We start from the raw sequence: 25,477 nt of genomic DNA, 5'->3' as shown, positions 1-25,477 counted from the left end.
GACTCAGCCCACCTTTCCCGTGTACGGCTCCGGCACGTCCAGCAGCACCCGGCCCGCGACCTCCAGCCGGGTGGCCGCCACCACGTACGCGGGCGCCCCGTCGGCGAGCAGCACCGCCGCCGCGTCGGCCACGACGGTGTCGGTCCGGATGCGCCGCGCGGCGGGGGACAGGAGCACGGTCTCCCCGTCGCAGACAACCCCCTCGCCCCGCGCGCACGCGAGGCGTTGGACGGCGGCCGGTGCCGCGCCCGGGGTGATCGCGGTGAGGAAGAGGCCGTGCGACGAGCGGGCCGTCGTGGTGCGCGACGTGTGCAGAGTGCGCGTGAGGCGCAACTCCGGGGTGCTGGATGTCGGATTGGCCTCGACCTCCGTGACCTCGGACACGAACCTGCTCTCGGGCGAGGAGAACTGACGTACCGTCACTCGCGCCGCGCCGGACCGGACGAGCCTGCCGCCGTCCGGCAGCGGCTCGGTCGGCCGGTCGGTCTGGAGCAGGAACGTCCACTCCCGCTCCGAGTCCGCCTCGGCCAGGTCCAGCAGCACCAACCGCCCCGACGGGGTGAACACCAGCGTCCGGTCCAGCCGCCGCACCCCCAGCGCCGGGTCGTACATCGCGGCGATCTCCGCCGTGGCGTGCGCCCACCCGTGGTCCTCGTCGACGAGCACGTCGCGCTGCCGGGCCTGCCGCTCGTACGGAATGTCCCGGTACACGTGGTAGCGGTCCTCGTCCGCGTACCCCTGCCCGTCGACCAGCAGCAGGTTGTGGTGCGCGGCCCGCTTGCGGTTGCTGTAGCCCTCGTCGACCGCCAGGAACTCACCCTGCGAGATCAGCACGAACGAGCCCGAATCGGGGTGGTGGTGCCCCTGGTTCAGGGTCTCCCAGCCCCGCTCGGCCCGGTGCCCGGCCGAGGTCTCCCACGCCTTGTGGCCACCACCGGGGCTCGCCTTGAACGAGACGAGCGTGGCGTCCTCGTCCCAGCCGGTACGGGCCGCGAGCAGACCGAGGTCCGGGAAGAACGCCCGCGTCGCGGTGGGGCGGGCAACGGGCACGGACGGGTCGTACCAGAGGTGTTCCAGGTACGCCTCCGGCAGGATGCCCGGCCGCACCCCGCTCTCCGCGGCCTCCTGCCACAGCAGTTCGCCCAAGACGAGATCACCCAGCCACTGCGCCTCGGGGATGCCGTACTGGGCCGCGAGACGGTAGTAGAGGGCGGCGCTGTGGCCGCTGCGGCGGTCGTGGCAGTCCCCGTGGTCGACGTTGAACGCGAAGCCCGGGGCCGCCTGGTGCAGCCGGTAGCGGAAGGTGCGGGGGAGGAAACCGCCCCGCCCCCACCAGTCGATGCCCTCCGCCTCCTGGAGGAGATCCAGATGGATGGCGAGGAACGGCACCCCGTAACGCCAGTAGACCACCCCCTCGGCGTGCGAACCGTCGTCCGGCAGCAGATCGAGGACCGTACCCAGATTGGCCTTGGCGCGCTCGGTCCACTCCTCCTTTCCCAGCACGTAACCGGCCGTCGCCAGGCCCGCGTAACAGATCCAGTTGTGGTTCTGCCAGTACGACGACGACCACCAGCCGCCCTCGCTCGCCACCGCGTACTCGTACAGGCGCCGCCCTTGGAGCAGCAGCTTGTACCGCAGCAGCGCCCGCAGCCCGTCCGGCAGGTCGTCACCGATCCACCGGTACGCGAGCGAGAGGTGGTGCAGCAGCCAGCCCGCGTCCAGGTCGTGGTCCGGCATGTGGGCCCGGCCCCAGTGCGGGAACCGCACCGCGGCCTCGATCCAGCGCGCGCTCTCCGCCAGATGGGCCGGATCGCCGCCGACCCGGAAGGCCAGCGCCGGATTGGAGGCCGCCGGGCCCAGCCAGGTGATGCTGGCCGGCGGGTGGTCGCGCGGCGGAGTCAGCCCGCGGTGGCGGGCGGCCTCCTCGTACAGCCGCGCCTCGCGCGCGGGACGCGGGCCGGGCGGCGGGGTCGCCGAGAGCAGCAAGGGTCAGTCCTCCGTCCGGAACCGTTCGGCGGTGCCGTCCGCCAGTACGACCGTCAGCAGCCCGTCGCCGTCGAGCCGTACGTCGGTCACGGCCGGACCGGCCGAGGCCGCCTGGTACACCGAGGCGAACGTGACCCGGTCGGCGACGGCCGTGAAGTCGACCCGGGTGCGCACGCGTTGCGGATCGTCGGCCGTCCCCGGCCCCGGCCGGGCGACCGGGCGCACCGGCCGGCCCGGGGTGTGGGTGTGCCAGCCGTGCAGGGTCTCGTCCCCGTACCAGGTGGTGCGCACCGGGCCGGTGCCCTGGACCTGGACGTCCAGCGCCACCCCGGGACGCAGCTGCGCGGACAGGCGCCGCTCGTCCTCGGCGGCCACGGTCAGCAGGTCGACCAGGAAGCCGCCGCCCAGCGCGAGCTTCCGCACGGCGCGCACGCCCTCGTACGCCGCCGTCACCTCGGCGGTGACCGACGTACCGTCCGCGCGCAGCAGCCTCCCCGCGCACTCGGCCTGTTCGCCGTCGCCCGCGCGGAACGCGGGATGCGCCGCCGTGGACGCGTACAGGTCGCGGAACTCGGCGTGGGCGTAGGGAACCTGCCCGGGGTCCGGCTGCCACGGGGTGGTGTCCCCGTAGAGGTAAAGCGACAGCTTGTCGCGGTGTCCGTGCGAGCCGCCGTGCGGGCCGAAGTCCAGCAGGGCGTGGATGCCCGCGTGGCGCAGCACCGCGTATCCGGCCGCGGGGAACACCGTGACCGGCTCCGGCGCTGCGCGCTCCGGCAGCGGGGGACCGGCGAACCAGCCGCCCAGCTCGCGGTCGAGGCCGTCGTCGTGCGCGCCGAGCTCCTCGCGGGCCCGCCCGGCCACCGCGTCCCACGCGAGGGAGGGGAACAACTGCCGGGCCAACGCGACCAGTTCGAGCCATTCCAGGGCGAGCGGGGCACGCAGGTACGGGCCGTCGTGCAGGGCGGGCAGGACGCCACCGGGCGTGGCGATCGCCGCCAGCACGTCCGTCATCCCCGCCAGCACCTCCAGCACGTCCTTCGGAACGGCCGCGGGATCGGTGCCGCGCAGCGCCAGCAGCGCGGCCCGCAGCACGAACCCGTGGTAGTAGGTGCTGCCCTCCCACTCCCAGCCGTCGTCGGCGACCGCCGCCCGCAGATGCGCGTACAGCCCGTCCTCGTCCCCCAGCCACCGCTCGGCGCCGCCCCACTCCCGGCCCCGGACCGCGTCGGCGGCCCGGCTCGTCGCCGCGCCCGCCGCGTTCAGCCACGCGGTGTAGTTGGAGGCGAGATGCCCCTGACCGGTCAGCACGCCCCGGGCGTCGAGCGCCGACCGTTCCAGGTCGTCCAGGAGCGGCAGCACACTGTGCAGGCCGTCGACGGACGCCTCGGCGAGCGTGGTCACGGTGTGCCCGACGGTGACCGCCCAGATGGCGTCGGTGAGCGCCTGGTGGAAGAGCCGGCCGCGCAGCATCCAGGTCTGTGCCTCGCCGTGCCGTTCGGTGGCGAGTTCCGCGTACAGCGCGGCGTACTCGACGAGCCCGGCCAGGGCCCGGGCGTGCTCGCCGCGGTGGGCGAGCACCCGCAGGTGCCGCGCCCACGCCTGGTGCGACAGCACCAGCCAGGCGCCGCGCACCGCCTCGTCGTCCACCCGGCAGCCGTACGCGCACCGCGCTCCGCCCTCGGGGAAGACCCCGGAGAGCACATCGCCGTGATCCAGCTCCACGCCGTGCGCCGGGCAGACGTACGCGTGCCACCAGCCGCCCCGCTCCCGGGGGATCCGCTTCACCGCGGCCACGCCCCGCCGTCGATGTCCACCGTGGTCGCGGTGAGGAAACCAGACGACGGCGACGCCAGATGCACCACGGCGGCGGCCACGTCCTCGGGGGTACCGGCCCGCCCGACCGGGATGCCCGCCTCCATCGCCTGCTGGGCCTCGGGGGCGGTGAACGTGTCGTGGAAGGCGGTGCCCTTGATGAAGCCGGGGGCGACGGTGTTGACCGTGATGCCGGTTCCGGCGAGCTCCTTGGCCAGGCCCTTGGTGAAGCCGCGGACACCGGCCTTGGCCGCCGCGTACGCCACCGAACCGGGGCCGCCGCCGTTGTGCGCCGCCAGCGAGGACATGGTGATGACGCGCCCCGCCGCGGACTTCGTCAGATGCGGCAGGGCGGCCCGGACGGTGCGGAACGTCGACGTCAGGTTGGTGGACAGGACCTGCTCGAAGTGGTCGTCGGACATCTCGGCGATCGTGGCCCGGCCGATCAGATGGCCCGCGTTGCAGACCAGGACGTCCAGACCGCCGAGGAACCCGGCCGCCTCCTCGACGAGCCGGTCCACGTCCTCGGTGACGGTGACATCGGCCGGCAGCGCCTTCGCCCTGCGGCCCAGCGCCTCGATCGCCGAAACCGTCGCCGCGGCCTGCTCGGCGGAGGAGTGGTAGTGCACGACGACATCGGCGCCGGCCTCGGCGAGCGCGACGGCGATGGCGCGGCCGATGCCGTGCCCCGCACCGGTCACCAGTGCGCGGGAGCCGTGGAGATCAGCAGACATGAAATGAAAACCTTTCGATATCCGGTCGCATTCGACCGGTACCGGTCACTTGAGACCGGCAGTTGCGAAGCCCTGCACGAAATAGCGCTGGCCGATGAGGAAGAGGACGACCATGGGAAGGGTGGCCAGCGTGGTGCCGGCCATCAGGAAGTGCCACTGGGGACCGTTCTCCGTCTTGAAGACGGAGAGCCCCACCTGGATCACCCGCAGGCTGTCCGTGCGGGTCACCAGCAGCGGCCAGAGGAAGTTGTTCCACGACGACTCGAAGGTCAGCAGCGCCACGGTGGTGAGGGCGGGCTTGACCTGCGGCGTCATGATCCTCGCATAGATCTGGAACTCGCCCAGACCGTCGAGCCTGGCCGCCTCCTCCAGCTCCACCGGAAGGTCGAGGTAGAACTGGCGGAAGAGGAAGACCGCGAACGGGGTGACGGCGCCGGGGACGATGAGCGCCCACCAGGAGTCCAGCCAGCCACTGCCGCCCTGGCCGAGGATGTCGTTCCCGCCGGCCAGCGGCATGAAGCGGACGATCAGGAACTCGGGGAGCACCTTGGTGTATGTCGGGATCATCAGCGCGGCGATGAAGAGGTAGAAGATGACCTCGCTTCCCCGGAATCTGATCCGCGCCAGCGCGTACCCGGCCATCGACGCCACCACCACGTTGAGGACGGTGTGGCTGATCGCGATGACGAAGCTGTTGCGCGCGTACGTCGCGAACGGCGCCGCCTTCAGCGCGTCGAGGTAGTTCCCGAACTTCCAGTGCTCCGGCAGCAGTCCGGCGTCCTGGGAGGCGATCTCCACCGGTGTCTTGAGCGAGGTGAGCACCATCCAGACGAACGGCACCACCATCAGCAGAGAGACGACGGTGAGCGTCACGTACAGCGCGATCCGGCCGGCCGTCGGCGGCCTGCGGGCCGCCCGGGTCCGTCCCTTCCCCACGATCCCCGGCGCCGGCAGGTCAGTTGTGGCCACGGGTGCCTCCCATGATCCGCCGGTTGACCAGGGTGAAGCCCATCAGCAGCAGGAACAGCACCAGCGACTGCGCGCAGGCGTACCCGACGCGGAACTCCCGGAAGGCGGACTTGTAGATCTCGTACGTCATCATCGTGGTGCTGTTGGCGGGACCGCCGTCGGTGAGGATGTAGATCTGGTCGAAGGACTGGAACGCGCTGATCATCGACGTGATGAGCACGAAGAACGTCGCGGGCTTCAGCAGCGGCAGCGTGATCGAGAAGAACTGCCGCACCTTCGAGGCGCCGTCCACCGACGCCGCCTCGTACAGCTCCTTCGGCAGCGACTGCAGCGCGGCCAGGTAGATCAGCATCTTCATGCCGATGCCCTGCCAGATGCCGACCAGGATCACCGAGGGCATCGCCCACGAGGTCGACGACAGCCACGCCGGGCCGTCGATCCCGAGGAACGACAGGAGCGTGTTGAGCAGCCCGTTGCCCGGGTTGTAGATCCACAGCCAGACCAGCGCTATCGCGACCGTCGCCGTCACCTGCGGAAGGAAGACCGCGGTGCGGAAGAAGCCGCGCGCCCGCAGACCGGTGTGCAGCGCGAGGGCCAGGAGCAGTCCCAGCGCCATGCCGAAGGGCACGGTGAAGAACGTGTAGACGACCGTGTTGACGACGGACTTGCGGAACACCGCGTCGTCCAGCAGCTCGCGGAAGTTGTCCAGACCCACGAACCTCGGCGCGGTCAGCACGTCGTACTCCGTGAAGGCCAGGACCACCGACGCGACGACGGGCAGGCCGATCCAGAGCGAGGCGTGCAGCAGCGCGGGCGCCACCATCAGCAGACCGGCGCGCCTCCTTCGCCGCCCCGGCCCCGCGGGCCGTCGGTCAGTGGCGGCCCGCCTCGGGGCCGTGCGCCCGGCCGGGGCGGGAGGGCGCGCGGGCCGCGCCTTGAGTACGGATGTCGTTCCCACGGTGACGGGCCCTCACATCCGGCCGATGGCGGCCTCGGCGAGCCGGCCGAGTTCCGCGATGGCGTCCTTCGCGGACTGCCGGCCCACGATCGCGGGCTCCAGCGTCGGCTTGATCTTCTCGCGGATCTCCATCCAGGCGGGGGTGCCACCCTCGGAACAGGCGTCGCCCATGCTCCGCAGCGAGAGGTCGACGAACTCGTTCTCCTTCACGTAGCCGGAGTCGTCGAGGTCCTTGAGCCCGGGCACCGATCCCCGCTGACGGGCCGCGCCCAGGATGGAATCGGGGGTCGCGAGGTGCTCGACGAGCGCACGGGCCGCCGCCGGATGCTTCGAACTCGCGGACTGGGTGACCAGCGTGCCGCCCTGGAGCATCGCCGGCCTGCGGTTGGCCAGGACGAACGCGCCGAGCCGGTCGTCCTCGATCAGATCCGGTGTCTGCTCCTTGACCTGGTTCCACAGGGCGCTGGTCGTCATCATCATCGACGCCTCGCCGGTCTGCACGTTGGTCGGGGCACCGAGCTCCGTCTTCCTGGCGTAGTCGGCCGAACCGTCCTGGACCAGGTCCTTGAAGAACTGCAGCGCCTCGACCCCTCGGGCGTCGGTGAACAGCACCTTCCGGCCGTCCTCGCTGAACAGTTGCCCCCCGTTGGCGAACAGGAAGGTCTCCCAGCACTGGCGCAGCTCGATGGAGAACGGGTCGAACCCGATCCGCCCGCCCTTCGTGAGCTGTTTGGCCACGGCGCGCAGCTCCGCCCAGTTCGCCGGGGTCTTCCTGATGCCCGCCGCGGCGAAGTGGTCCTTGCGGTAGACGACGATGCGGGTGTCCAGCACCACCGGGAGCGCGTAGAGCCTGCCCTCGTACCGCGAGGGCTCCAGGACCCGCTTCTCGTAGTCGTGCGCGGTGGCCAGCTTCTCGGGCAGTTCGGCGATCGCCTTCTTCGCCGCGAACGGCGGGATCCAGCCGACGCCCATCATCAGGACGTCGGGCAGCAGACCGCCCGCCAGACCTGTGGTGATCTTCTCGTTGAGCTGCGCGTACGTGGTGTAGTCCACGTTGACCTTGACGTCCGGATACTTCTTCCGGAAGCTGCCGAGGATCTCCTTCTCCAGCAGCTTCTTGCCGTCGGCGCCCTCGAAGATCGGGGTGAGCAGCCTGATCTCGCCCTCGGCGGGGCCGTCGGCGGATCCGGCCGTCGAAGTGCCGGTGCCGCAGGCGCCGAGGGCGGCGGCAGCGGTGCCGGCGCCGATGGCGGCGAGCACCGACCGTCTTGTGAGTTCCATGGGACACCCCTTTTGAGGTGGAGACTGTGGATCGATCCAGCGATGGCAACAGGGATGACAACCCGGCCATGGCTGAGAAGCGCTGGTAAATCGATGCAGTGATGCTAGGAACGAGCCAAGAGGGACGTCAACAGCTGATGCGCATGAATTTTTCTGGGGTGTTAACCGGTGTACCGGTGAACGAAGTCAAGTAAATCGATACACTGCTGCGGCAGACGCGTTCCGAACCGGAGGTGGCATGAGCGGGGTAACGATTCATCAGGTCGCGGAGGCCGCAGGGGTCTCCGCGAGCACGGTGTCCAACGTCCTCAACGGGCGCACGGACCGCATGCAGGCGGCCACCCTGGCCCGGGTGGAGCAGGCGATCGAGCGGCTCGGCTACCGGCCCAACCGCGCGGCCCGGATGCTGCGCACGGGGCGCATCAAGGTCATCGGTCTCATCGTCCCGTCCGTCGCCAACCCGTTCTGGGGGGCGCTCGCCCGTGAGCTGGAGGCGATCGCGCTCGCCGAGGGCTACCACGTACTGCTCTGCAACAGCGAGCGGGACCCGGCCCGGGAGCTGAAGTACGGGGAGGAACTGCTCGCGGACGGGGTCAGCGGCGTGGTGCTGTGCTCCTCGCTGCCCTCGCTCGACCACATGACGCCGCTGCTCGGCCGGGGGCTGAAGATGGTCGCGTTCGACCGCACGGCCCAGGCGGGCGACCCGCCGTCGCTGGCATCCATCAGTGTCGACAACGCGATGGGCGCGGAGATCGCCACCCGCCACCTGCTGGAACTCGGCCATCGGCGGCTGGCGTTCGTGTCCGGTTCGGTCCACAGCGTCAACCGCACCGCGCGGCTGCTCGGCTTTCGCGCCGCTCTGGAGTCGGCCGGCCTCGACCCGGCGGACGCGATCGTCTGGCCCGGCGCCGACACCACCGAGTTCGGCGACAAGGACGCGGCCGAGCTCGGGCGCAACGCGGCCCGTGAGCTCCTCGGCGGCCCGCGCCCGCCCACCGCGTTCGTCGCCATCAACGACATGTGCGCGATCGGCATCTGCCGGGGCGCCAAGGACGCCGGGCTGAGCGCGGGGCGGGACGTCTCCGTGGTCGGCTTCGACGACATCCTCCTCGCCGACCTCTTCGAGCCGCCGCTCACGACCGTCCGTCAGCCCCTTCCGGAGATGGCCGCGGAGACGTTCCAGCAACTGCGGGCGCGGATCGACTCGGCCCCGGCGGCGGGGCGGTCACTGCTGATCCGGCCGAGGCTGGTGGTACGGGAGTCGACGGCCCCGGTCCCGGCATCGGCCACCGGGTCCGACGCCCCGCCGCGGCCGACCGCCGTGCCGGGCCCCGCCGCCGTTCCGGAACCGGCCGGTGGCGGGCGGGCGGTGGCGGGCGGCTCGTCGCGGGGCGCCGTCGCGGCCGGCTCCCGGAGCCCGTCGTGAGGCCGTGCGCGCCGGACCCGGGGTGAGACGGGCCGCGCGAGGCGTGGGAGGGCCGCGCGGAACGCTGTGGCGCGGCCGTGGGCACGGGGGTGCGGCGTGCGTGCCGCCATCAGGCGTGGGCGCCACCCGCAGCACCGTCGACACCGCCCGCCGCGCCCGGGACGTCGGCGCCGAGGTCATCGACCTCACCAGCTACGCGCAGTCACCCCTGAGCGAGATCTGCACGCACACCCTCGTCGCGGGCGGGCAGGACCTCGTCTTCGGGCTGGAGACCACGGCCAGCCGCATCGCCCACCTCGTCGCCGTCGACGCGCTGACCCAGACCCTCCTCGTCCTGCGCCCGGACACGGCGGAACGGATCCTCCACCTGTCCGCGGACGTCACCGCCGACCACACCTACTGACCGACGGTCTGCCGGGTGCCCCGACCGGCCCCGGGCCCGGCCCCGGACCGGCCGCGCCGTGTCCGTGCGTTCAGCGGCGGATGACGCGGTACACGTCCCGTACGCAGAGGTTGAGGACCGTCGCCACCGCGATGGCCCCCGCGCAGACCAGGAGCATGGTCCGGTCGGCCAGGGCGTGCGCGGCGAGCGCGGTGGCGAGGTAGCCCAGCGGGACCGCCACGCGTTCCCCGACCCCGTTCATCGCGCTCATGCGCCCCAACTCGTCCTGGGGAACGTGCTGCTGGAGCGCGGTGGTCCAGGCCACGATGGCGATGTCGAGCCCGACCCCCGCGAGCACCGCACCGAGCAGCACCCAGGGCAGGGCCAGGCCCAGACCCAGTGCCAGGGGCGGCAGGCAGAGCGCGCCGCCGGTGGCGACGGCGACGGCCAGCAGACGGTACGGCTTCCAGCGCAGACACACCACCGTCCCCGCCAGCAGCCCCAGGGCGAAAGCCCCCTGGACGAGCCCCCAGGAACGGGCCCCCGCGTAGTGCCCGGCCGCGATGACCGGGCCGAGCAGCTGGAAACCGGCCAGCCACGCGGCGACCACCACCGTTCCGGCCGCCGTGTACGTCCACAGCCAGGTCCGGGACCGGAAGCCGGACCAGCCGCCCTTGAGACCGGCGAGCAGGCCACCGGTCGTGACCGGCGAACTCAGCCGCAGCCCGAGCAGCAGGAGAGCCGCCACCAGGAAGCTGACCGCGTCCCAGGACAGTGCCCAGGCGGGGCCGTCGGCCGCGACGATCACCCCCGCCGCGACGGGACCGAGCACCTTGACCGCGTTGCCCGGCAGCCGGAGCAGCGCGTTGGCCTGCTGCAGATGCTCGGCGGCGACGATCTGCCCCACCGCGCCCGTCGCGGCCGGGGCCGTGAACGCCACCGCGATCCCCGAGACGAAGCCGCACCCGGCGATCGACGCGGCGTGACGGCGATCGCGCGGTACCGGGGGCGCCGGGCGGCGCTCCCGGTCGGCGCGGAGCCCGCCGGTCCGGGACGGTCGTACCTGCTGCTGTTCGGGATCACCCTGATGAACCCGGCCACCGTCGTCTGCTTCGCGGCGCTCGTGCTCGGCAGCCGTACCACCGCCGAGGCCGGGCATCCGGAGCGGGCCGTGTTCGTGCTCGCCGCCTTCCTCGCGTCGGCGAGTTGGCAACTCCTGCTCGCGGGCGGGGGAGCGCTGCTCGGCCGGGTGGTGACGAGCCGACGCGGGCAGCTCGTCACCGCACTGGCCTCCAGCGTCCTGATCACGGCCCTCGCCGTCCGATTGTGGTGACCGCGCCGGCGGCGGACCGGCCTTCAACGGCACGGCCGCGCCGCCCCGGCCCGCCGCGGCCGTACCTCCGGTTCGTCCCGCTCAGTCCGCCGAGGCGGTCCACCCCACCGCCTCGATCCGCGCCGTGTCGGCGGGCCGGCTCTCGTCGAAGACCGTCCGCCCGCCGTCCTCGACCCGGATCGCGTCCACGTACACCCCGCGTCCGACGTACAGCTGGTCCGTGGTGTACCGCCAGCGCAGCCGCACCTCCTGGCCGCGCCATGCGGCGAGGCCGGCGTCGAGCCGGTGCCAGATCCGGCCGGACCAGCCGGAGACCGAGCCCGTCGGCCGCGGTTCGGGCTCCGGGCGGCCGGGACCGTCGAGCGGCGAGGTGATGAACGGCACCGGCTGCCAGGTCGCCCCCGCGTCCGCGGATGCCTCCAGGAGGACGAGGTCGGACCCGGGCTCGGTGTCCCACCACAGGGCCGACGTCAGCCGGGCCCGCGACGAGGCGAGGCGCAGCGCGGGCAGGGTCAGCGTGGCGGTGGCGGCGCTCGCCATCCCCGAGAACCACGCCGTGCGGCCCCGGACGGGACGGACCGCGACGGCCCGCGCCATCCGGTTGGCGGCGGCGACGCGCGGCGCGCTGCCGGAACGCCAACTGCGCACCGGATGAACCGAGTTGCCGAGAACGATCAGGAACGAGTCGGTCGTCGGGTCCAGGACCAGGCAGGTGCCGGTGAAGCCGGTGTGCCCGGCCGTGCGCGGGGTCGCCATCGCGCCCATGTACCAGTGCTGGTAGAGCTCGAACCCGAGCCCGTGCGCATCGCCGGGGAACGCGGTGTTGAAGTCCGTGAACAGCAGGTCCACCGAGGCGTCGGACAGGATCCTCGCCCGGCCGTAGGACCCGCCGTTGAGCAGGGTGCGGGCGAGGACCGCGAGATCCCAGGCGCAGGAGAAGACCCCGGCGTGCCCCGCGACGCCGCCCAGGCCGTACGCGTTCTCGTCGTGCACCTCGCCCCAGACCAGCCCTCGGTCGAGGCCGGACCACGGGAGCCGGGCGTCCTCGGTCGCCGCGATCCGCGGCCTCCAGGAGGCCGGAGGGTTGTACCGCGTGCGGTGCATCCCGAGGGGAGCGGTGATCTCCTCGCGGAGCAGGACGTCCAGTGCGCGGCCGGTGATCCTCTCCAGCACCAGTTGCAGCGAGATCAGGTTCAGGTCGGAGTAGAGGTAGACCGTGCCGGGCGCGTTGGCCGGCGCCTCGTTCCACAGCAGCTCCAGCTGCCCCTCGCGCGTCGGCGCCTTGTACAGCGGGATCCACGAGCGGAAACCCGAGGTGTGCGTGAGCAGCTGACGGACCGTGATGTCCTGCTTCCCGGCGCGGGCGAAGTCGGGCAGGTACGCGGCGACCCTCGCCTCCAGCTCCAGTGTTCCGCGCTCGATCTGCTGCACGGCCAGGATCGAGGTGAACAGCTTGGACACCGACGCCAGGTCGAAGACCGTGTCCTCGGCCATGTCGATCTGCCGGTCGGGCGGGAACTCGACCCCCGTGTCGGTCTTCTCGTCGTACGCGCAGTAGCGCACGGCCTTGCCGATCGGCCGGTGCAGCGCCACCGTGCCGCCGCGTCCGGCGAGCAGCACCGCACCGGCGTACCAGGGGTGCGCGGGGGAGGGGGCCAGGAACTTCTCCGCGTCCGCGACCAGTTGGTCCAGCTGCTCCGGCGAAAGACCGGCGCGGGCGGCGGATCCGCGCCGCAGCGTAGGGCGGGCGCGCCCGGGCGCCGTACCCGTCCCGGATCCCGCGCGCATACCCGACGACTCCGCTCCCGACTCCATGGCCCACGCGCGTTCCGCGAACGGAATCGGCGCCAGGGCGAGTGCCCCGCCCAGGGCCAGCATCCCACCGCCCAGCCTGCGTCGGCTGATCCCTCTGCTGCCGGTCGTGTCCTCGGTCATCCGGAACCCCTTCCCGCCGCGCGAAAGTAACTTTCGAAATCGTGCCCGGTGATGAAACTTCTTTCCGCCGCAGAGAGTACTGTCACCCCCGCCGTCACGGAGGCCCCCGGCGTCACAAAGAATCTGACGTAGCATCAGAAAATCTCTTCCTTCGGCCGCCCGGCTGCGGCATCCTGCGCCCCATGGAGACGGAGCTGAGCAAGAAACTGGGAGTCGAGCACGCCATCTTCGGCTTCACGCCGTTCCCCGCGGTGGCCGCCGCCATCACCCGGGCCGGAGGTTTCGGCGTACTCGGCGCGGTCCGCTACACCGCCCCCGGAGACCTCGCGCGCGATCTCGACTGGATGCAGGAACACACCGACGGCAAGCCGTACGGTCTCGATGTCGTCATGCCCGCCAGGAAGGTCGAGGGCGTGACCGAGGCCGATGTCGAGGCGATGATCCCGGACGGGCACCGGAAGTTCGTCCGGGACACCCTGGCCGAGCACGGCGTGCCGGAACTCGCCGAGGGCGAGGCGTCCGGCTGGCGGATCACGGGGTGGATGGAGGACGTCGCCCGCACCCAGCTCGACGTCGCCTTCGACTACCCCATCAAGCTGCTCGCCAACGCCCTCGGCTCACCGCCCGCCGACGTGATCCGGCGCGCCCACGACCAGGGCGTCCTCGTCGCCGCGCTCGCCGGAAGCGCCCGGCACGCCCGCCACCACGCGGACGCGGGCATCGACATCGTCGTCGCCCAGGGCTACGAGGCCGGCGGCCACACCGGCGAGATCGCCTCCATGGTCCTGGTCCCGGATGTGGTCGACGCCGTGGGTCCGCTCCCGGTTCTCGCCGCGGGCGGCATCGGCAGCGGCGAGCAGATCGCCGCCGGACTCGCCCTCGGCGCCCAGGGCGTCTGGCTCGGCTCGATCTGGCTGACCACCGAGGAGGCCGACCTCCACTCCCCGGCCCTGACCCGCAAGCTCCTCGCCGCGGGCTCCGGCGACACCGTCCGCTCCCGCGCCCTCACCGGCAAACCCGCCCGCCAGCTCCGCACCGAGTGGACCGACGCCTGGGACGACCCCTCGGGCCCGGGCGCCCTGCCCATGCCGCTCCAGGGGCTGCTGGTCGCCGAGGCGCTCTCCCGCATCCAGAAGTACGAGACCGGCGCGCTGCTCGGGACCCCCGTCGGACAGATCGTGGGCCGTATGACCCGCGAACGCAGCGTGCGCGCCGTCTTCGACGACCTGACCCGCGGCTTCGAACGCGCCGTCGACCGGATCAACCGCATCGCCGGACGGAGTGCCTCATGAACCCCCCGCCCAACGGCTTCTGGGCCCAGGCCGCGGCCGACCCCGGACGCACGGTCCTGACCGCCCCCGACGGCGAGGACTGGACGGCCGGACAGCTGCACGCCGCGGCCAACCGCCTGGTCCACGGACTGCGCGCGGCCGGGCTGCGGCGCGGCGACGCCTTCGCGGTCGTCCTGCCCAACGGCGTCGAGTTCTTCACCGCCTACCTCGCCGCCGCCCAGGCGGGCCTCTACCTCGTCCCCGTCAACCACCACTTCGTCGGACCCGAGATCGCCTGGATCGTCTCCGACTCCGGCGCCAAGGTCCTGATCGCACACGAACGCTTCGCCCCCGCCGCGATCGCCGCCGCCGACGAGGCGGGATTCCCGGCCGGCCGCCGCTACGCCGTGGGCGCGGTCGACGGTTTCCGCCCGTACGGCGAACTGCTCGACGGGCAGCCCGGCACGCCACCCGAGGACCGCACCCTCGGCTGGGTCATGAACTACACCTCCGGCACCACCGGCCGGCCGCGCGGCATCCGCCGCCCGCTCCCCGGCAGGCTCCCCGAGGAGAGCCACCTCGGCGGCTTCCTCGGCATCTTCGGCATCCGGCCCTTCGACGACAACGTCCATCTGGTGTGCTCGCCGCTCTACCACACGGCCGTTCTCCAGTTCGCCGCCGCGTCCCTCCACATCGGGCACCGGCTCGTCCTGATGGACAAGTGGGCGCCCGAGGAGATGCTGCGGCTGATCGACACCCACCGATGCACCCACACCCACATGGTGCCGACCCAGTTCCACCGCCTCCTCGCCCTCCCCGACGAGGTGAAGGGGCGCCACGACGTCACCTCCATGCGTCATGCCGTCCACGGCGCCGCACCCTGCCCGGACCACGTCAAGCGGGCCATGATCGAGTGGTGGGGGAGGTGCGTCGAGGAGTACTACGCGGCCAGCGAGGGCGGCGGAGCCTTCGCGACCGCCGAGGACTGGCTGAAGAAGCCCGGTACCGTCGGCAGGGCCTGGCCGATCAGCGAACTCGCCGTCCTGGACGACGACGGCAACCGCCTGCCGCCCGGTGAACTGGGCACCGTCTACATGAGGATGAATACCGGCGGCTTCCGCTACCACAAGGACGAGGCGAAGACGGAGAAGAACCGCGTCGGCGACTTCTTCACCGTCGGCGACCTCGGCGTCCTCGACGAGGAGGGCTACCTCTTCCTCCGCGACCGCAAGATCGACATGATCATCTCCGGCGGGGTCAACATCTACCCCGCCGAGATCGAGGGCGCCCTCCTCGCCCACCCCGCCGTCGCGGACGCGGCCGTCTTCGGCATTCCCCACCCCGACTGGGGCGAAGCGGTCAAGGCCGTGGTCGAACCGGCCCCGGGATACGAGCCCGGCGACGCGCTCGCGGCCGGGATCCTGCTCCACTGCGAGCAGCGCCTCGCCGGGTACAAGATCCCTCGGAGCATCGACTTCATCGCGGCGATGCCTCGCGACCCCAACGGCAAGCTGTACAAACGGCGACTGCGCGACCCGTACTGGGAGGGGCGCCCGCGGGCCGTGTGACCCGGCGCCGGGCGGTGAAGACGGGTGCCGGGCGGCGGCCCGTGACCCTTGCCGACCGGACGACCGGCACGGGATCATGGCATCCATGCGGGAGTTCGACTTCCGGGCGGGACCGGCGCCCGGGAGGACCGTCACCATTCCGGGGGAACCGTGGTCGTCGCCGTCGTGTATTTTCTCGCCGCCCTGGGGGCGGCCGCCGCCTTCGCCGGGGTGCTGGACCGGCAGCTCCACGGGCCTCGGCTGCGGGCCGCGTGGAAGGACGGGCTCACGGCCGAGGCGCGGTGCACGCGTGTGCGCATCGAGGAGGCGCAGGACGCGGACGGAGTGCCGTTCGTCCACGCCCGTCCGACCCTGGAGTTCCGCACCGCCGACGGCCGGACGGTGAGCTTCGAGGAGCGCCGGGGACGCGTCGAAACGGCCGAGGGCGACTTGCTGACGGTGCATTACAGCGCGCACGACCCGCTGACGGCGACGACCCGCTCCCCGTCGTTCGGCATGCTCCATCTCAAGGCCCTGGTGACCGGCGTGGGCGCGGTGTTCGCCGCGGTCACGGCGACCGTGCTGGCGCTGGTCCTCTGACACCGTGCTCGGTACGTGCCACGGGGCACCGCTCCCGGTCCGTCGCGTCCGAGCGGTCGGCGGACGGGCCGCCGGTACGTGAGCGGACCCTGCCCGCGCCCCGTGACCTCCTCTTGCGTCGCCCCACCCCTTGACCGCAGGGATCCGGCCGCACAGGATCACGCTATGACAGGTGTACGGAGCAGCACAGTCGACGGTGTCGTGTCCCGCAGCGCACGCCGCACCCCCGGGCGCACCGCCCTCGCATACGCACGGCGGACCTGGACCTACGCGGAACTCGACACCGCCGTGAGCACGGCGGCGGCGGTCCTCACCGGCGAGCACCGGCTCAGCGCGGGCGACCGGGTCGCCTGCTACGCGCACAACTCCGACGCGTACCTGATCGCCTTCCTCGCCTGCGCCCGCGCGGGCCTGGTCCACGTCCCCGTCAACCAGAACCTCACGGGCGACGACCTCGCGTACATCCTGGAACAGTCCGGCACCGCCCTCGTGCTCGCCGACCCGGACCTCGCCGACCGGGTCCCGGACGCCTTCGCCGTACGCGCGCTGCGCGACGCACCGGGCTCCCTCCTCGACGCCCTCGCCACACCGCGCCCCTTCACCCCGGACCGCGAACCGGAGGCCGGGGACCTGGTCCAGCTCCTCTACACCTCGGGCACCACCGCGCTCCCCAAGGGCGCCATGATGACCCACGGCGCCCTCGTCCACGAGTACGTCAGCGCGATCACGGCGCTCGACCTGCGCGCCACCGACCGGCCCGTCCACTCGCTGCCGCTCTACCACTCCGCGCAGATGCACGTCTTCCTGCTGCCCTACCTCGCCGTCGGCGCGAGCAACGTCGTCCTCGACGCCCCCGACGTGGACACGATCTTCGACCTGGTCGAGGCGGGCCGGGCGGACAGCCTCTTCGCCCCGCCCACCGTCTGGATCGGCATCTCCCGGCACCCCGGGTTCGCCACCCGGGAACTCGGTGGACTGCGCAAGGCGTACTACGGCGCGTCGATCATGCCCGTACCCGTGCTGGAACGGCTCCGCGAGCGGCTGCCCGGCCTCGCGTTCCACAACTGCTTCGGGCAGAGCGAGATCGGGCCGCTCGCCATGGTCCTGGGACCGGACGAGCACGAGGGCCGGATGGACTCCTGCGGCAGGCCCGTCCTGTTCGTCGAGGCCCGGGTCGTCGACGAGGACGGCAAGGAGGTACCCGACGGCACGCCCGGCGAAGTCGTCTACCGCTCACCGCAGTTGTGCGAGGGCTACTGGGACAAGCCGGAGGAGAGCGCGGCGGCGTTCCACGACGGCTGGTTCCACTCCGGCGACCTCGCCGTGCGCGACGCGGACGGCTTCTTCACGGTCGTCGACCGGGTCAAGGACGTCATCAACTCGGGCGGTGTCCTCGTCGCCTCCCGCCAGGTCGAGGACGCGCTCTACACCCATCCCGCCGTCGCCGAGGCCGCCGTCGTCGGACTGCCCGACGAGCGCTGGATCGAGGCGGTGACGGCCGTGGTCGTCCTGCGAGGCGAGGCGACGGAGGCCGAACTCATCGACCACGCCCGCGAACGGCTCGCCCGCTTCAAGGCCCCCAAGAAGGTCCTCTTCGTGGACGAACTGCCGCGCAACGCCAGCGGGAAGATCCTCAAGCGGGAGCTGCGCGACCGGTTCGCCTGACAGCCCGGTACGGACCCTCGGCGGGGACGGCGCGGCCCCGCGGCGTCCCCGCCGACCCGCTACCGCCCGCCGCGTTCGTCCACGATCCGCCGGAACTTGCCCACCGACCGCTCCAGCGTCCCGGGATCCACGATCTCGGCCCCCACCGAGACCCCGATCCCGTCCTTGACCGCGGTCGCGATCGACTCCTCGGCGGCCCTCCGTTGCTCGGGGGTGGCACCGGCCCGGGCCTCCGCCCGTACGGTCAGGGAGTCGAGGCGGCCCTCGCGGGTCAGCCGCAGCTGGAAGTGCGGCGCGACGCCCGGTGTGCGCAGCACGATCTCCTCGACCTGGGTCGGGTAGAGGTTCACGCCGCGCAGGATCACCAGGTCGTCGCTGCGCCCGGTCACCTTCTCCATCCGCCGGAAGACCCGCGCCGTGCCGGGCAGCAGCCGGGTCAGGTCCCTCGTCCGGTAACGGATCACCGGCATGGCCTCCTTGGTGAGCGAGGTGAAGACCAGCTCGCCCTCCTCACCGTCCGGCAGGACCTCCCCGGTGAACGGGTCGACGATCTCCGGATAGAAGTGGTCCTCCCAGATGTGCAGCCCGTCCTTGGCCTCCACGCACTCCTGCGCCACACCGGGGCCCATGACCTCCGACAGCCCGTAGATGTCGACCGCGTCGATCGCGAACCGCTCCTCGATCTCGCGCCGCATCCCCTCCGTCCACGGTTCGGCGCCGAAGATTCCCACCTTCAGGGAGGTCGTGCGCGGATCCACGCCCTGCCGCTCGAACTCGTCGAGCAGCGTCAGCATGTACGACGGCGTCACCATGATGATGTCGGGCCGGAAGTCCTGGATCAGCTGCACCTGACGTGCCGTCATGCCACCGGAGGCGGGGATGACCGTGCAGCCGAGCCGTTCCGCCCCGTAGTGCGCCCCCAGACCGCCGGTGAACAGCCCGTATCCGTACGCCACATGGACCTTGTGCCCGGGGCGCCCGCCCGCCGCCCGGATCGAGCGGGCGACCACGTCCGCCCAGGTGTCCAGGTCCCGCTCGGTGTAGCCGACGACGGTCGGACGGCCCGTCGTCCCGCTCGACGCGTGGATCCTGCGCACCCGTTCCTCGGGAACGGCGAACATGCCGAAGGGGTAGTTGTCCCGCAGGTCCGCCTTGGTCGTGAAGGGGAAGCGGCCGAGATCGGCGAGCGTGCGGCAGTCGTCCGGCCGCAGCCCGGCCGCATCGAACGCGGCCCGGTAGTGGCCGACGTTCTCGTACGCGTGGCGCAGCGTGGCGCGCAGCCGCTCCAGCTGGAGTGCCTCCAGCTCGTCCCGGCCCAGTCCTTCCGCCGAGTCCCGCAGAGACGTCATCCGGATCTCCCTCTCCCGAGCAGACGACCGATCATTCGGTCGATCTTCCTGGAGCAGTAATTCAGGAGGTTCCGCCCCATGGCAAGAGGGGCGACGCGGATCATTCGCGTCGCCCCTCGTTTCCGCCCCGCCCGTCCGCCGCGAGCCCGCCCCGGCCGTGCCGGCCGGGAGCGCGACGGGCCGGTCAGGACCGGTGCAGCAGTGAGGTCAGGACATCGTGGAGGGTGGCCTCGGCATCGTCGACGGAGCCCGTCGACCGCCAGGCGACGAAACCGTCGGGACGCACCAGCACGGCGCCCTCGGGCGTCGTGCCGTGGGCCTGCGCCCAGTCGGCCCCGCCCTCCGGCTCCAGGTCGGCACCGGGGCCCACGCCGTACACCCGCAGCCGTACCGACAGCCTGGCGGCGACCCGCTCGGCCGCCCGCCGCCACGCCACGTCCCCACCGTCGGTGAGCAGCACGAAGGTGCTCTCGTACAGATCCAGGGTCGACTTGCGCCCGCCGGCCTGACGCACCCACAGATGCGGCGCGCGGCTGCCGGGCCTGCCGTCCAGCTGCATCTTCTCCGGCACCACCGGCTGATCCGGTTCGGCGCCCAGCACGGCGCCCCGGAGATAGCGGTAGCCCAGGGCCACGGCGAGCATCCCGCCCTGCCTCCCACCGCCCACTCCCGGGGCCGCGGTGTAGCCCGGGTGGCTGTGCTCGCTGGAGCGCGCCGAGGCCCGCGCGCTCGTCGCCCGCGCCACTGGCAGCCGTTCCGCCTCGTAGGTCTCCAGCAGACCCGGACCCGCCTCGCCCCGCAGCACGGCGGCGAGCTTCCAGGCCAGGTTGTGCGCGTCCTGGATACCGGTGTTGGAACCGAACGCCCCGGTGGGGGACATCTCGTGGGCCGAGTCCCCGGCGAGGAACACCCTGCCGGAGCCGTACCGCTCCGCGACGCGTTCCGCCGCGTGCCACGGCGCCCTGCCGGTGATCTCGATGTCGAGGTCCGGCGCCCCGACCGCGGTGCGGATGTGCGCGGCGCACCGCTCGTCGGTGAAGTCCTCCAGCATCTCGCCGAGCCGGGGCTGCCACGGGGCGTGGAACACCCAGTCCTTCTCGTTGTCCACGGGCAGCAGCGCTCCGTCCGCGGCGGGGTTGGTCAGATAGCAGACGATGAAGCGGCGGTCGCCCAGTACTTCGGCGAGCCGCCGCGAACGGAAGGTGATGCTGACGTTGTGGAACAGGTCGCCCGGCCCCGTCCGGCCGATCCGCAGTTGCTCACGGATGGGGCTGCGCGCCCCGTCGGCGGCGATGAGATAGTCCGCGCGGACACTGATGTGCTCACCGGTCTCCCGGCTCTTGAGGGCCGCGTCCACTCCCGACGCGTCCTGTTCGAAGCTCTGCAGCTCGGTCGAGAACCGCAGATCGCCGCCCTGCCCGAGCGCCTGCTCCAGCAGCACGGGCTCCAGGTCGTTCTGACTGCACAGGCACCAGCCGGTCGGACTGAAACGGGCCAGCCCGCCGCCCGGGTCGATCTCCTTGAACAACCACCTCTGGTCGTCCCCGGTGAGCGACCCCGCCTGCAGGATTCCGTGGTTGCCGGCGAGCACCGACGCCGCCTCGCGGATCGCCGGTTCGGTGCCGGCAGTGCGGAACACCTCCATCGTGCGCACGTTGTTGCCGCGGCCTCGCGGATGCGTCGAGGTGGCGCGGTGCTTCTCGACCAGCAGATGCTCGATGCCGAGCCGGCCGAGGAAGAGTGATGCGGACAGGCCCACCAGGGAGCCGCCCACGATGAGGACCGGTACGCGAATGTCGACGTTCTCGTTCATCAGTTGCTCCAGCTCGGACGCCGTTCGGTTGCCTTGTTCCATGCCCTTGTCGGAGCGGTTCGGACGGCCGCTCACCTGAACGGTTCATAAATCTCGCGCCACCCGGACCAGCGTTTCACGATCGGTCACGGAGACGATGCCCGCTGTCACGGGGGCGGACCACCCGCATCCGCAGGGAGAGTCCCCGCTCCGGACCCACTCGCCAACCGACGGTTGACGGCATGCCTCCGGGCTGCCCACGACGCCGTCTCGAAGGAGACCCACATGACCAGCACCCTCTCGGAACGGATCTCCCAGTCCGCCTTCGACGGTTCCCGACTGCGTGTCGTGCTGCTGCTCGACCTCTACGACGGGGCCCAGCAGCAGTTCCTGGAAGCGTACGAACACCTGCGCAACCAGGTGGCGTCCGTCCCCGGACACATCAGCGACCAGCTGTGCCAGTCCATCGAGAACCCCTCGCAGTGGCTGATCACCAGCGAATGGGAGAGCGCCCCGCCCTTCCTCGCCTGGGTGAACAGCGAGGAGCACGTGGCGACGGTCCAGCCGCTGCACAACTGCGTGCGCGACACCCGTTCGCTGCGCTTCAGCGTCCTGCGGGAGACCGGGAAGGCGTTCGAGCTCGCGCCCGAGACGGCCAAGGGCAAGCTGCAGGCGTCGCCCCGCCTGGGCGACGGGGTGGTGCGCCACGCGCTCACGTTCACCGTCCAGCCCGGCACCGAGGGCATCGTGGCCAAGATCCTCGCCGATTACGAGTCCCCGAGCGCGCGTGTCGACGAGGACACCCGACTGCGCCGCACCTCGCTCTTCATGCACGGCAACCGCGTCGTACGGGCCATCGAGGTCGAGGGCGACCTCCTCGCCGCCCTGCGCCACGTCGCCCGCCAGCCGGAGGTCCGGGCCGTCGAGGAGGCCATCAACCCGTACCTGGAACAGGACCGGGACCTCAGCGACCCGGACTCCGCCCGCATGTTCTTCACCCGGGCGGCGCTCCCCACCGTCCACCACGTGACCGCCGGCCGTCACGCCGCCGCCGACGTACGCCGGCACGCGCTCTTCTACCAGGCCAGGCCGGGCTGCGGCATGGCACTCGCCCGCCTGCTCGCCGGCCACGACGAGGAAGCCGCCGACGATCCGGCGAGCATCATCGACAGCAGCACCATCTTCCAGCGCGACGACGTGGTCGTCCGCCTCCTCGAAGCGGTCGAACCCCTCGACGCGCAGCCCGCCCAGGCCGTCGGCATCGACGGTCCCGGCAAGGTGGCCAGGCTCGGACGCCTCCTCGACGGCGCTACGAACACCGTGCCCACCGACGACCGGGAGATCGCGGACTTCCTCGCGGCGGCCGAGATGTCGCTGATCACCGACCGGCGCGCCACGGAGTCCTGAACCGCGCGTCCGCACTCCGGGGGGTTCTCGCTCAACCCGTCAACACAACGCGCAATGTGCCAGGAGGAAAGCAGTCATGACCACGTACCGGCCACGCATCGTGGACCTCAGCGAGACGCAGCCCAACCGCAGGCGCGGAGGAGACCTTCGCGCCATGCTCACGCCGACCGCCGTGGGAGCCACCAGCGGCTTCATGGGGCTGGCCATCGTCCAGCCCGGCGACCGCATCGGCGAGCACTACCACCCGTACTCCGAGGAGTTCGTGTACGTCGTCGACGGCCTCCTGGAGGTGGACCTGGACGACGAGCCGTACAAGCTGCGGCCCGACCAGGGACTGCTGATCCCTCCCCATGTGCGCCACCGGTTCCGGAACGTGGGGGACGTCGAGGCGCGCATGGTCTTCCACCTCGGGCCGCTCGCGCCGCGCCCCGAACTCGGCCACGTCGACACCGAACACACCGGATCCGACGACCGCGTCGCACCGCCGGAGCGGACGGAGGCCTCCTCATGACCCGACGCGTGGCGGTCACCGGCGTCGGTGTCGTCGCCCCCGGGGGCATCGGCGTACCGGCCTTCTGGGACCTCCTCGCGAACGGACGTACCGCCACCAGGGGCATCACGCTCTTCGACCCCACCGGATTCCGCTCCCGCATCGCCGCCGAGTGCGACTTCGACCCGGCGGCACACGGCCTGGACGCCGACGAGATCGCCCGTTCGGACCGCTACGTCCAGTTCGCCATGGTGGGCGCCAGGGAGGCCCTCGACGACGCCGGTCTCGACCCCGGGAAGGTGGACCCCTGGCGGATGGGGGTGTCGCTCGGCACCGCGGTCGGCGGCACCACCCGGCTGGAGCACGACTACGTCGCCGTCAGCGGCGGCGGTGCCCGCTGGGACGTCGACCCCCGGCCGGCCGGGCCGCACCTGGAACGGGCCTTCTCGCCCAGCACGCTCGCCTCGGCGGTGGCCGAGCAGATCGGCGCCCACGGCCCGGTGCAGACCGTGTCCACGGGCTGCACCTCCGGACTCGACGCGATCGGGTACGCCTTCCAGTCCATCGAGGAAGGACGTGTGGACGTCTGCGTCGCCGGGGCGTCCGACTCGCCGATCACCCCCATCACGGTGGCGTGCTTCGACGCGATCAAGGCCACCTCGCCCAACAACGACGACCCGGAGCACGCCTCCCGGCCCTTCGACGCCCGCCGCGACGGATTCGTGATGGGCGAGGGCGGGGCGGTGCTGGTCCTGGAGGAGCTGGAGCACGCCCGCGCCCGCGGCGCGACCGTGTACTGCGAGATCGCGGGGTACGCCACCTTCGGCAACGCGTACCACATGACCGGGCTGACGCCCGAGGGACTGGAGATGGCCGAGGCGATCGACCGCGCACTGGGCCACGCCCGGCTGGACGGTTCGCAGATCGACTACGTCAACGCGCACGGCTCGGGCACCAAGCAGAACGACCGGCACGAGACGGCGGCGGTGAAGCGGGCCCTGGGCGCGCACGCCTACGACGTGCCGATGAGTTCGATCAAGTCCATGGTCGGGCACTCGCTGGGGGCGATCGGGGCCATAGAGATCGCCGCCTGCGTACTGGCCCTGGTGCACCAGACGGTGCCGCCGACGGCGAACTACGAGAGCCCGGACCCGGAATGCGATCTCGACTACGTGCCGCGCACCGCGCGTCCGCTGAAGCTGCGCAGTGTCCTCTCGGTCGGCAGCGGCTTCGGCGGATTCCAGTCCGCGGTGGCCCTGACCCGGACAGGTGGGAGGACACCATGAGAAGCCGCGGAGCCCGGCGGACCGTCGTCACCGGCATCGGTGTCGTCGCCCCCGGTGGAACCGGTACCGAAGCGTTCTGGAAGCGGACGCAGGAGGGCATCAGCGTCCTCGACCGGGTCTCCCGCGAGGGGTGCGAGCACCTTCCGCTGCGAGTCGCGGGCGAGGTGCGGGACTTCGAGGCGGCCGAGCTGGTCGAGGAACGCTTCGTCGTCCAGACCGACCGGTTCACGCACTTCGCGATGGCCGCCGCGGACATCGCCCTGGACGACGCCCGGCTGGGCCGAGCCGACTACGAGGATTCACCGTTCGACGTCGGTGTGGTGACCGCCGCCGGGTCCGGCGGCGGCGAGTTCGGGCAGCGCGAACTCCAACGGCTGTGGGGGCAGGGATCCACGTACGTGGGCCCGTACCAGTCCATCGCCTGGTTCTACGCCGCCAGCACCGGTCAGATCTCCATCCGCGGCGGGTTCAAGGGTCCGTGCGGCGTCGTGGCCAGCGACGAGGCGGGCGGACTGGACGCGCTGGCCCACGCCGCCCGCTCGATCCGCGGTGGCGCCGAGGCGGTGGTGGTGGGGGCAGCCGAGGCACCACTGGCGCCCTATTCGGTGGTGTGCCAGCTCGGGTACGACGACCTGAGCACCCGCGACGAACCCTCCCGCGCCTACCTGCCGTTCACCTCGGACGCCTGCGGCTTCGTGCCGGCCGAGGGCGGAGCCATGCTGGTGGTCGAGGAGGAGCAGTCGGCACGCCGGCGCGGCGCCCGGGTCCGGGCCGAACTCGCCGGGCACGCCGCCACGTTCACCGGGGCGGGCCGCTGGGAGGAGTCCCGGGAGGGCCTCGCCCAGGCGATCATCGGCGCGCTGCGGGAGGCCGACTGCGCACCGGACGAGATCGACGTCGTCTTCGCGGACGCCCTCGGCGTGCCGGCCGCCGACCGCGCCGAGGCGCTCGCGATCGCCGACGCGCTCGGTGCGCACGGCCGGCAGGTACCGGTGACGGCCCCCAAGTCCGGGATCGGACGCGCCTACTGCGGTGCACCGGTGCTGGACGCGGCCGCCGCCGTGCTCGCCATGGAGAACGCCCTGATACCGCCCACGCCGAACGTCTACGAGGTGTGTCACGACCTCGACGTCGTCACCGGCAGCGCCCGCCCCGCCGAACTGCGCACGGCGCTGGTGCTCAGCCGCGGGCTCATGGGCTCGAACGCGGCCCTGGTGCTGCGGCGCTCCACCGATACCCCATCGTGAGAAGGAG

The 25,477-nt window shown here is 72.0% G+C and carries 19 protein-coding genes and 2 pseudogenes; 11 read left to right on the top strand and 10 right to left on the bottom strand.

The genetic code is table 11. The features are described 5' to 3' along the window. Positions 1-3: 3 nt before the first annotated feature. From ACFYY6_RS07070 to ACFYY6_RS07045, 6 genes are all read right to left on the bottom strand, one after another. Positions 4-1,986, bottom strand: coding sequence for a hypothetical protein (locus ACFYY6_RS07070; protein ID WP_389192016.1), 1,983 nt, complete (start codon positions 1,984-1,986; stop codon positions 4-6). Positions 1,987-1,989: 3 nt separating this feature from the next. After that, a complete protein-coding gene (locus ACFYY6_RS07065; RefSeq protein WP_389192013.1) occupies positions 1,990-3,780 on the bottom strand; it encodes a heparinase II/III family protein in 1,791 nt (596 codons plus the stop codon). Continuing rightward, the gene (locus tag ACFYY6_RS07060) at positions 3,768-4,532 is read right to left on the bottom strand and encodes an SDR family NAD(P)-dependent oxidoreductase (RefSeq protein ID WP_351524813.1); all 765 of its coding nucleotides are present in this window, start codon (positions 4,530-4,532) and stop codon (positions 3,768-3,770) included. Before ACFYY6_RS07060 ends, ACFYY6_RS07065 begins: the two co-directional genes overlap by 13 nt. Before the next feature lie 45 nt (positions 4,533-4,577). Then, entirely contained in the window at positions 4,578-5,501 is a 924-nt protein-coding gene (locus tag ACFYY6_RS07055; protein WP_388652889.1) for a carbohydrate ABC transporter permease, read from the bottom strand. Continuing rightward, entirely contained in the window at positions 5,488-6,324 is an 837-nt protein-coding gene (locus tag ACFYY6_RS07050) for a sugar ABC transporter permease (RefSeq protein WP_351524811.1), read from the bottom strand. The genes ACFYY6_RS07055 and ACFYY6_RS07050 overlap by 14 nt, the downstream gene beginning before the upstream one ends. A 147-nt stretch (positions 6,325-6,471) precedes the next feature. Continuing rightward, a complete protein-coding gene (locus tag ACFYY6_RS07045) occupies positions 6,472-7,740 on the bottom strand; it encodes an ABC transporter substrate-binding protein (protein WP_389192008.1) in 1,269 nt (422 codons plus the stop codon). 238 nt (positions 7,741-7,978) lie between these two features. Between ACFYY6_RS07045 and ACFYY6_RS07040 the strand changes: the two genes are divergently transcribed. Both ACFYY6_RS07040 and ACFYY6_RS07035 read left to right on the top strand, forming a co-directional pair. Continuing rightward, positions 7,979-9,166 (top strand): LacI family DNA-binding transcriptional regulator, encoded by a 1,188-nt coding sequence (locus tag ACFYY6_RS07040; RefSeq protein WP_389192005.1) that lies wholly within the window; start codon positions 7,979-7,981, stop codon positions 9,164-9,166. 100 nt (positions 9,167-9,266) lie between these two features. Further along, positions 9,267-9,569, top strand: coding sequence for a hypothetical protein (locus tag ACFYY6_RS07035; protein WP_351524808.1), 303 nt, complete (start codon positions 9,267-9,269; stop codon positions 9,567-9,569). Positions 9,570-9,639: 70 nt separating this feature from the next. Here the strand turns inward: ACFYY6_RS07035 and ACFYY6_RS07030 are convergent. After that, positions 9,640-10,527: pseudogene (locus ACFYY6_RS07030) on the bottom strand (MFS transporter); the annotation flags it as partial. Here ACFYY6_RS07030 and ACFYY6_RS07025 point away from each other — a divergent pair. Continuing rightward, positions 10,528-10,881 (top strand): annotated as a pseudogene (locus tag ACFYY6_RS07025) (lysine transporter LysE); the annotation flags it as partial. Positions 10,882-10,962: 81 nt separating this feature from the next. On the opposite strand, the gene ACFYY6_RS07020 reads toward ACFYY6_RS07025, so the two are convergent. After that, entirely contained in the window at positions 10,963-12,816 is a 1,854-nt protein-coding gene (locus tag ACFYY6_RS07020; RefSeq protein WP_389192002.1) for a serine hydrolase, read from the bottom strand. A gap of 182 nt (positions 12,817-12,998) precedes the next feature. On the opposite strand from ACFYY6_RS07020, the gene ACFYY6_RS07015 reads away from it, so the two are divergent. From ACFYY6_RS07015 to ACFYY6_RS07000, 4 genes are all read left to right on the top strand, one after another. Beyond that, positions 12,999-14,108, top strand: coding sequence for an NAD(P)H-dependent flavin oxidoreductase (locus ACFYY6_RS07015; protein WP_389191999.1), 1,110 nt, complete (start codon positions 12,999-13,001; stop codon positions 14,106-14,108). Then, positions 14,105-15,655: an acyl-CoA synthetase gene (locus tag ACFYY6_RS07010; protein WP_389191996.1), complete on the top strand. Its 1,551-nt coding sequence runs from the start codon at positions 14,105-14,107 to the stop codon at positions 15,653-15,655. Before ACFYY6_RS07015 ends, ACFYY6_RS07010 begins: the two co-directional genes overlap by 4 nt. Before the next feature lie 150 nt (positions 15,656-15,805). Then, entirely contained in the window at positions 15,806-16,234 is a 429-nt protein-coding gene (locus ACFYY6_RS07005) for a DUF3592 domain-containing protein (RefSeq protein ID WP_351524802.1), read from the top strand. 165 nt (positions 16,235-16,399) lie between these two features. Then, positions 16,400-17,899, top strand: a complete 1,500-nt coding sequence (locus ACFYY6_RS07000; protein WP_351624549.1) for an acyl-CoA synthetase — start codon at positions 16,400-16,402, stop codon at positions 17,897-17,899. Between the two features lie 59 nt (positions 17,900-17,958). On the opposite strand, the gene paaK is transcribed toward ACFYY6_RS07000, so the two are convergent. Both paaK and ACFYY6_RS06990 read right to left on the bottom strand, forming a co-directional pair. Continuing rightward, entirely contained in the window at positions 17,959-19,248 is a 1,290-nt protein-coding gene (paaK, locus tag ACFYY6_RS06995) for a phenylacetate--CoA ligase PaaK (protein ID WP_389191992.1), read from the bottom strand. Between the two features lie 184 nt (positions 19,249-19,432). Then, positions 19,433-21,061 (bottom strand): FAD-dependent monooxygenase, encoded by a 1,629-nt coding sequence (locus ACFYY6_RS06990; protein WP_360119233.1) that lies wholly within the window; start codon positions 21,059-21,061, stop codon positions 19,433-19,435. Between the two features lie 264 nt (positions 21,062-21,325). Between ACFYY6_RS06990 and ACFYY6_RS06985 the strand changes: the two genes are divergently transcribed. From ACFYY6_RS06985 to ACFYY6_RS06970, 4 genes are all read left to right on the top strand, one after another. Continuing rightward, positions 21,326-22,447 carry a SchA/CurD-like domain-containing protein gene (locus ACFYY6_RS06985; RefSeq protein ID WP_351525560.1) on the top strand — a complete coding sequence of 374 codons (1,122 nt, stop codon included), beginning with the start codon at positions 21,326-21,328 and terminating at the stop codon, positions 22,445-22,447. A 76-nt stretch (positions 22,448-22,523) separates the two neighbouring features. Further along, on the top strand, positions 22,524-22,958 hold the full coding sequence (locus tag ACFYY6_RS06980) for a cupin domain-containing protein (RefSeq protein ID WP_351525561.1): 435 nt from the start codon (positions 22,524-22,526) through the stop codon (positions 22,956-22,958). Next, positions 22,955-24,223 (top strand): beta-ketoacyl-[acyl-carrier-protein] synthase family protein, encoded by a 1,269-nt coding sequence (locus tag ACFYY6_RS06975; protein ID WP_351525562.1) that lies wholly within the window; start codon positions 22,955-22,957, stop codon positions 24,221-24,223. The genes ACFYY6_RS06980 and ACFYY6_RS06975 overlap by 4 nt, the downstream gene beginning before the upstream one ends. Further along, the gene (locus tag ACFYY6_RS06970) at positions 24,220-25,470 is read left to right on the top strand and encodes a beta-ketoacyl synthase N-terminal-like domain-containing protein (RefSeq protein ID WP_351624545.1); all 1,251 of its coding nucleotides are present in this window, start codon (positions 24,220-24,222) and stop codon (positions 25,468-25,470) included. The genes ACFYY6_RS06975 and ACFYY6_RS06970 overlap by 4 nt, the downstream gene beginning before the upstream one ends. Positions 25,471-25,477: the final 7 nt, after the last annotated feature.

The sequence above is a fragment of the Streptomyces sp. NPDC001750 genome (genome assembly GCF_042892615.1).
Classification (GTDB): Bacteria; Actinomycetota; Actinomycetes; order Streptomycetales; family Streptomycetaceae; genus Streptomyces.
The sequence above is the reverse complement of the archived record's forward strand: the minus strand, read 5'-3'. Positions and strand labels throughout refer to the sequence as shown.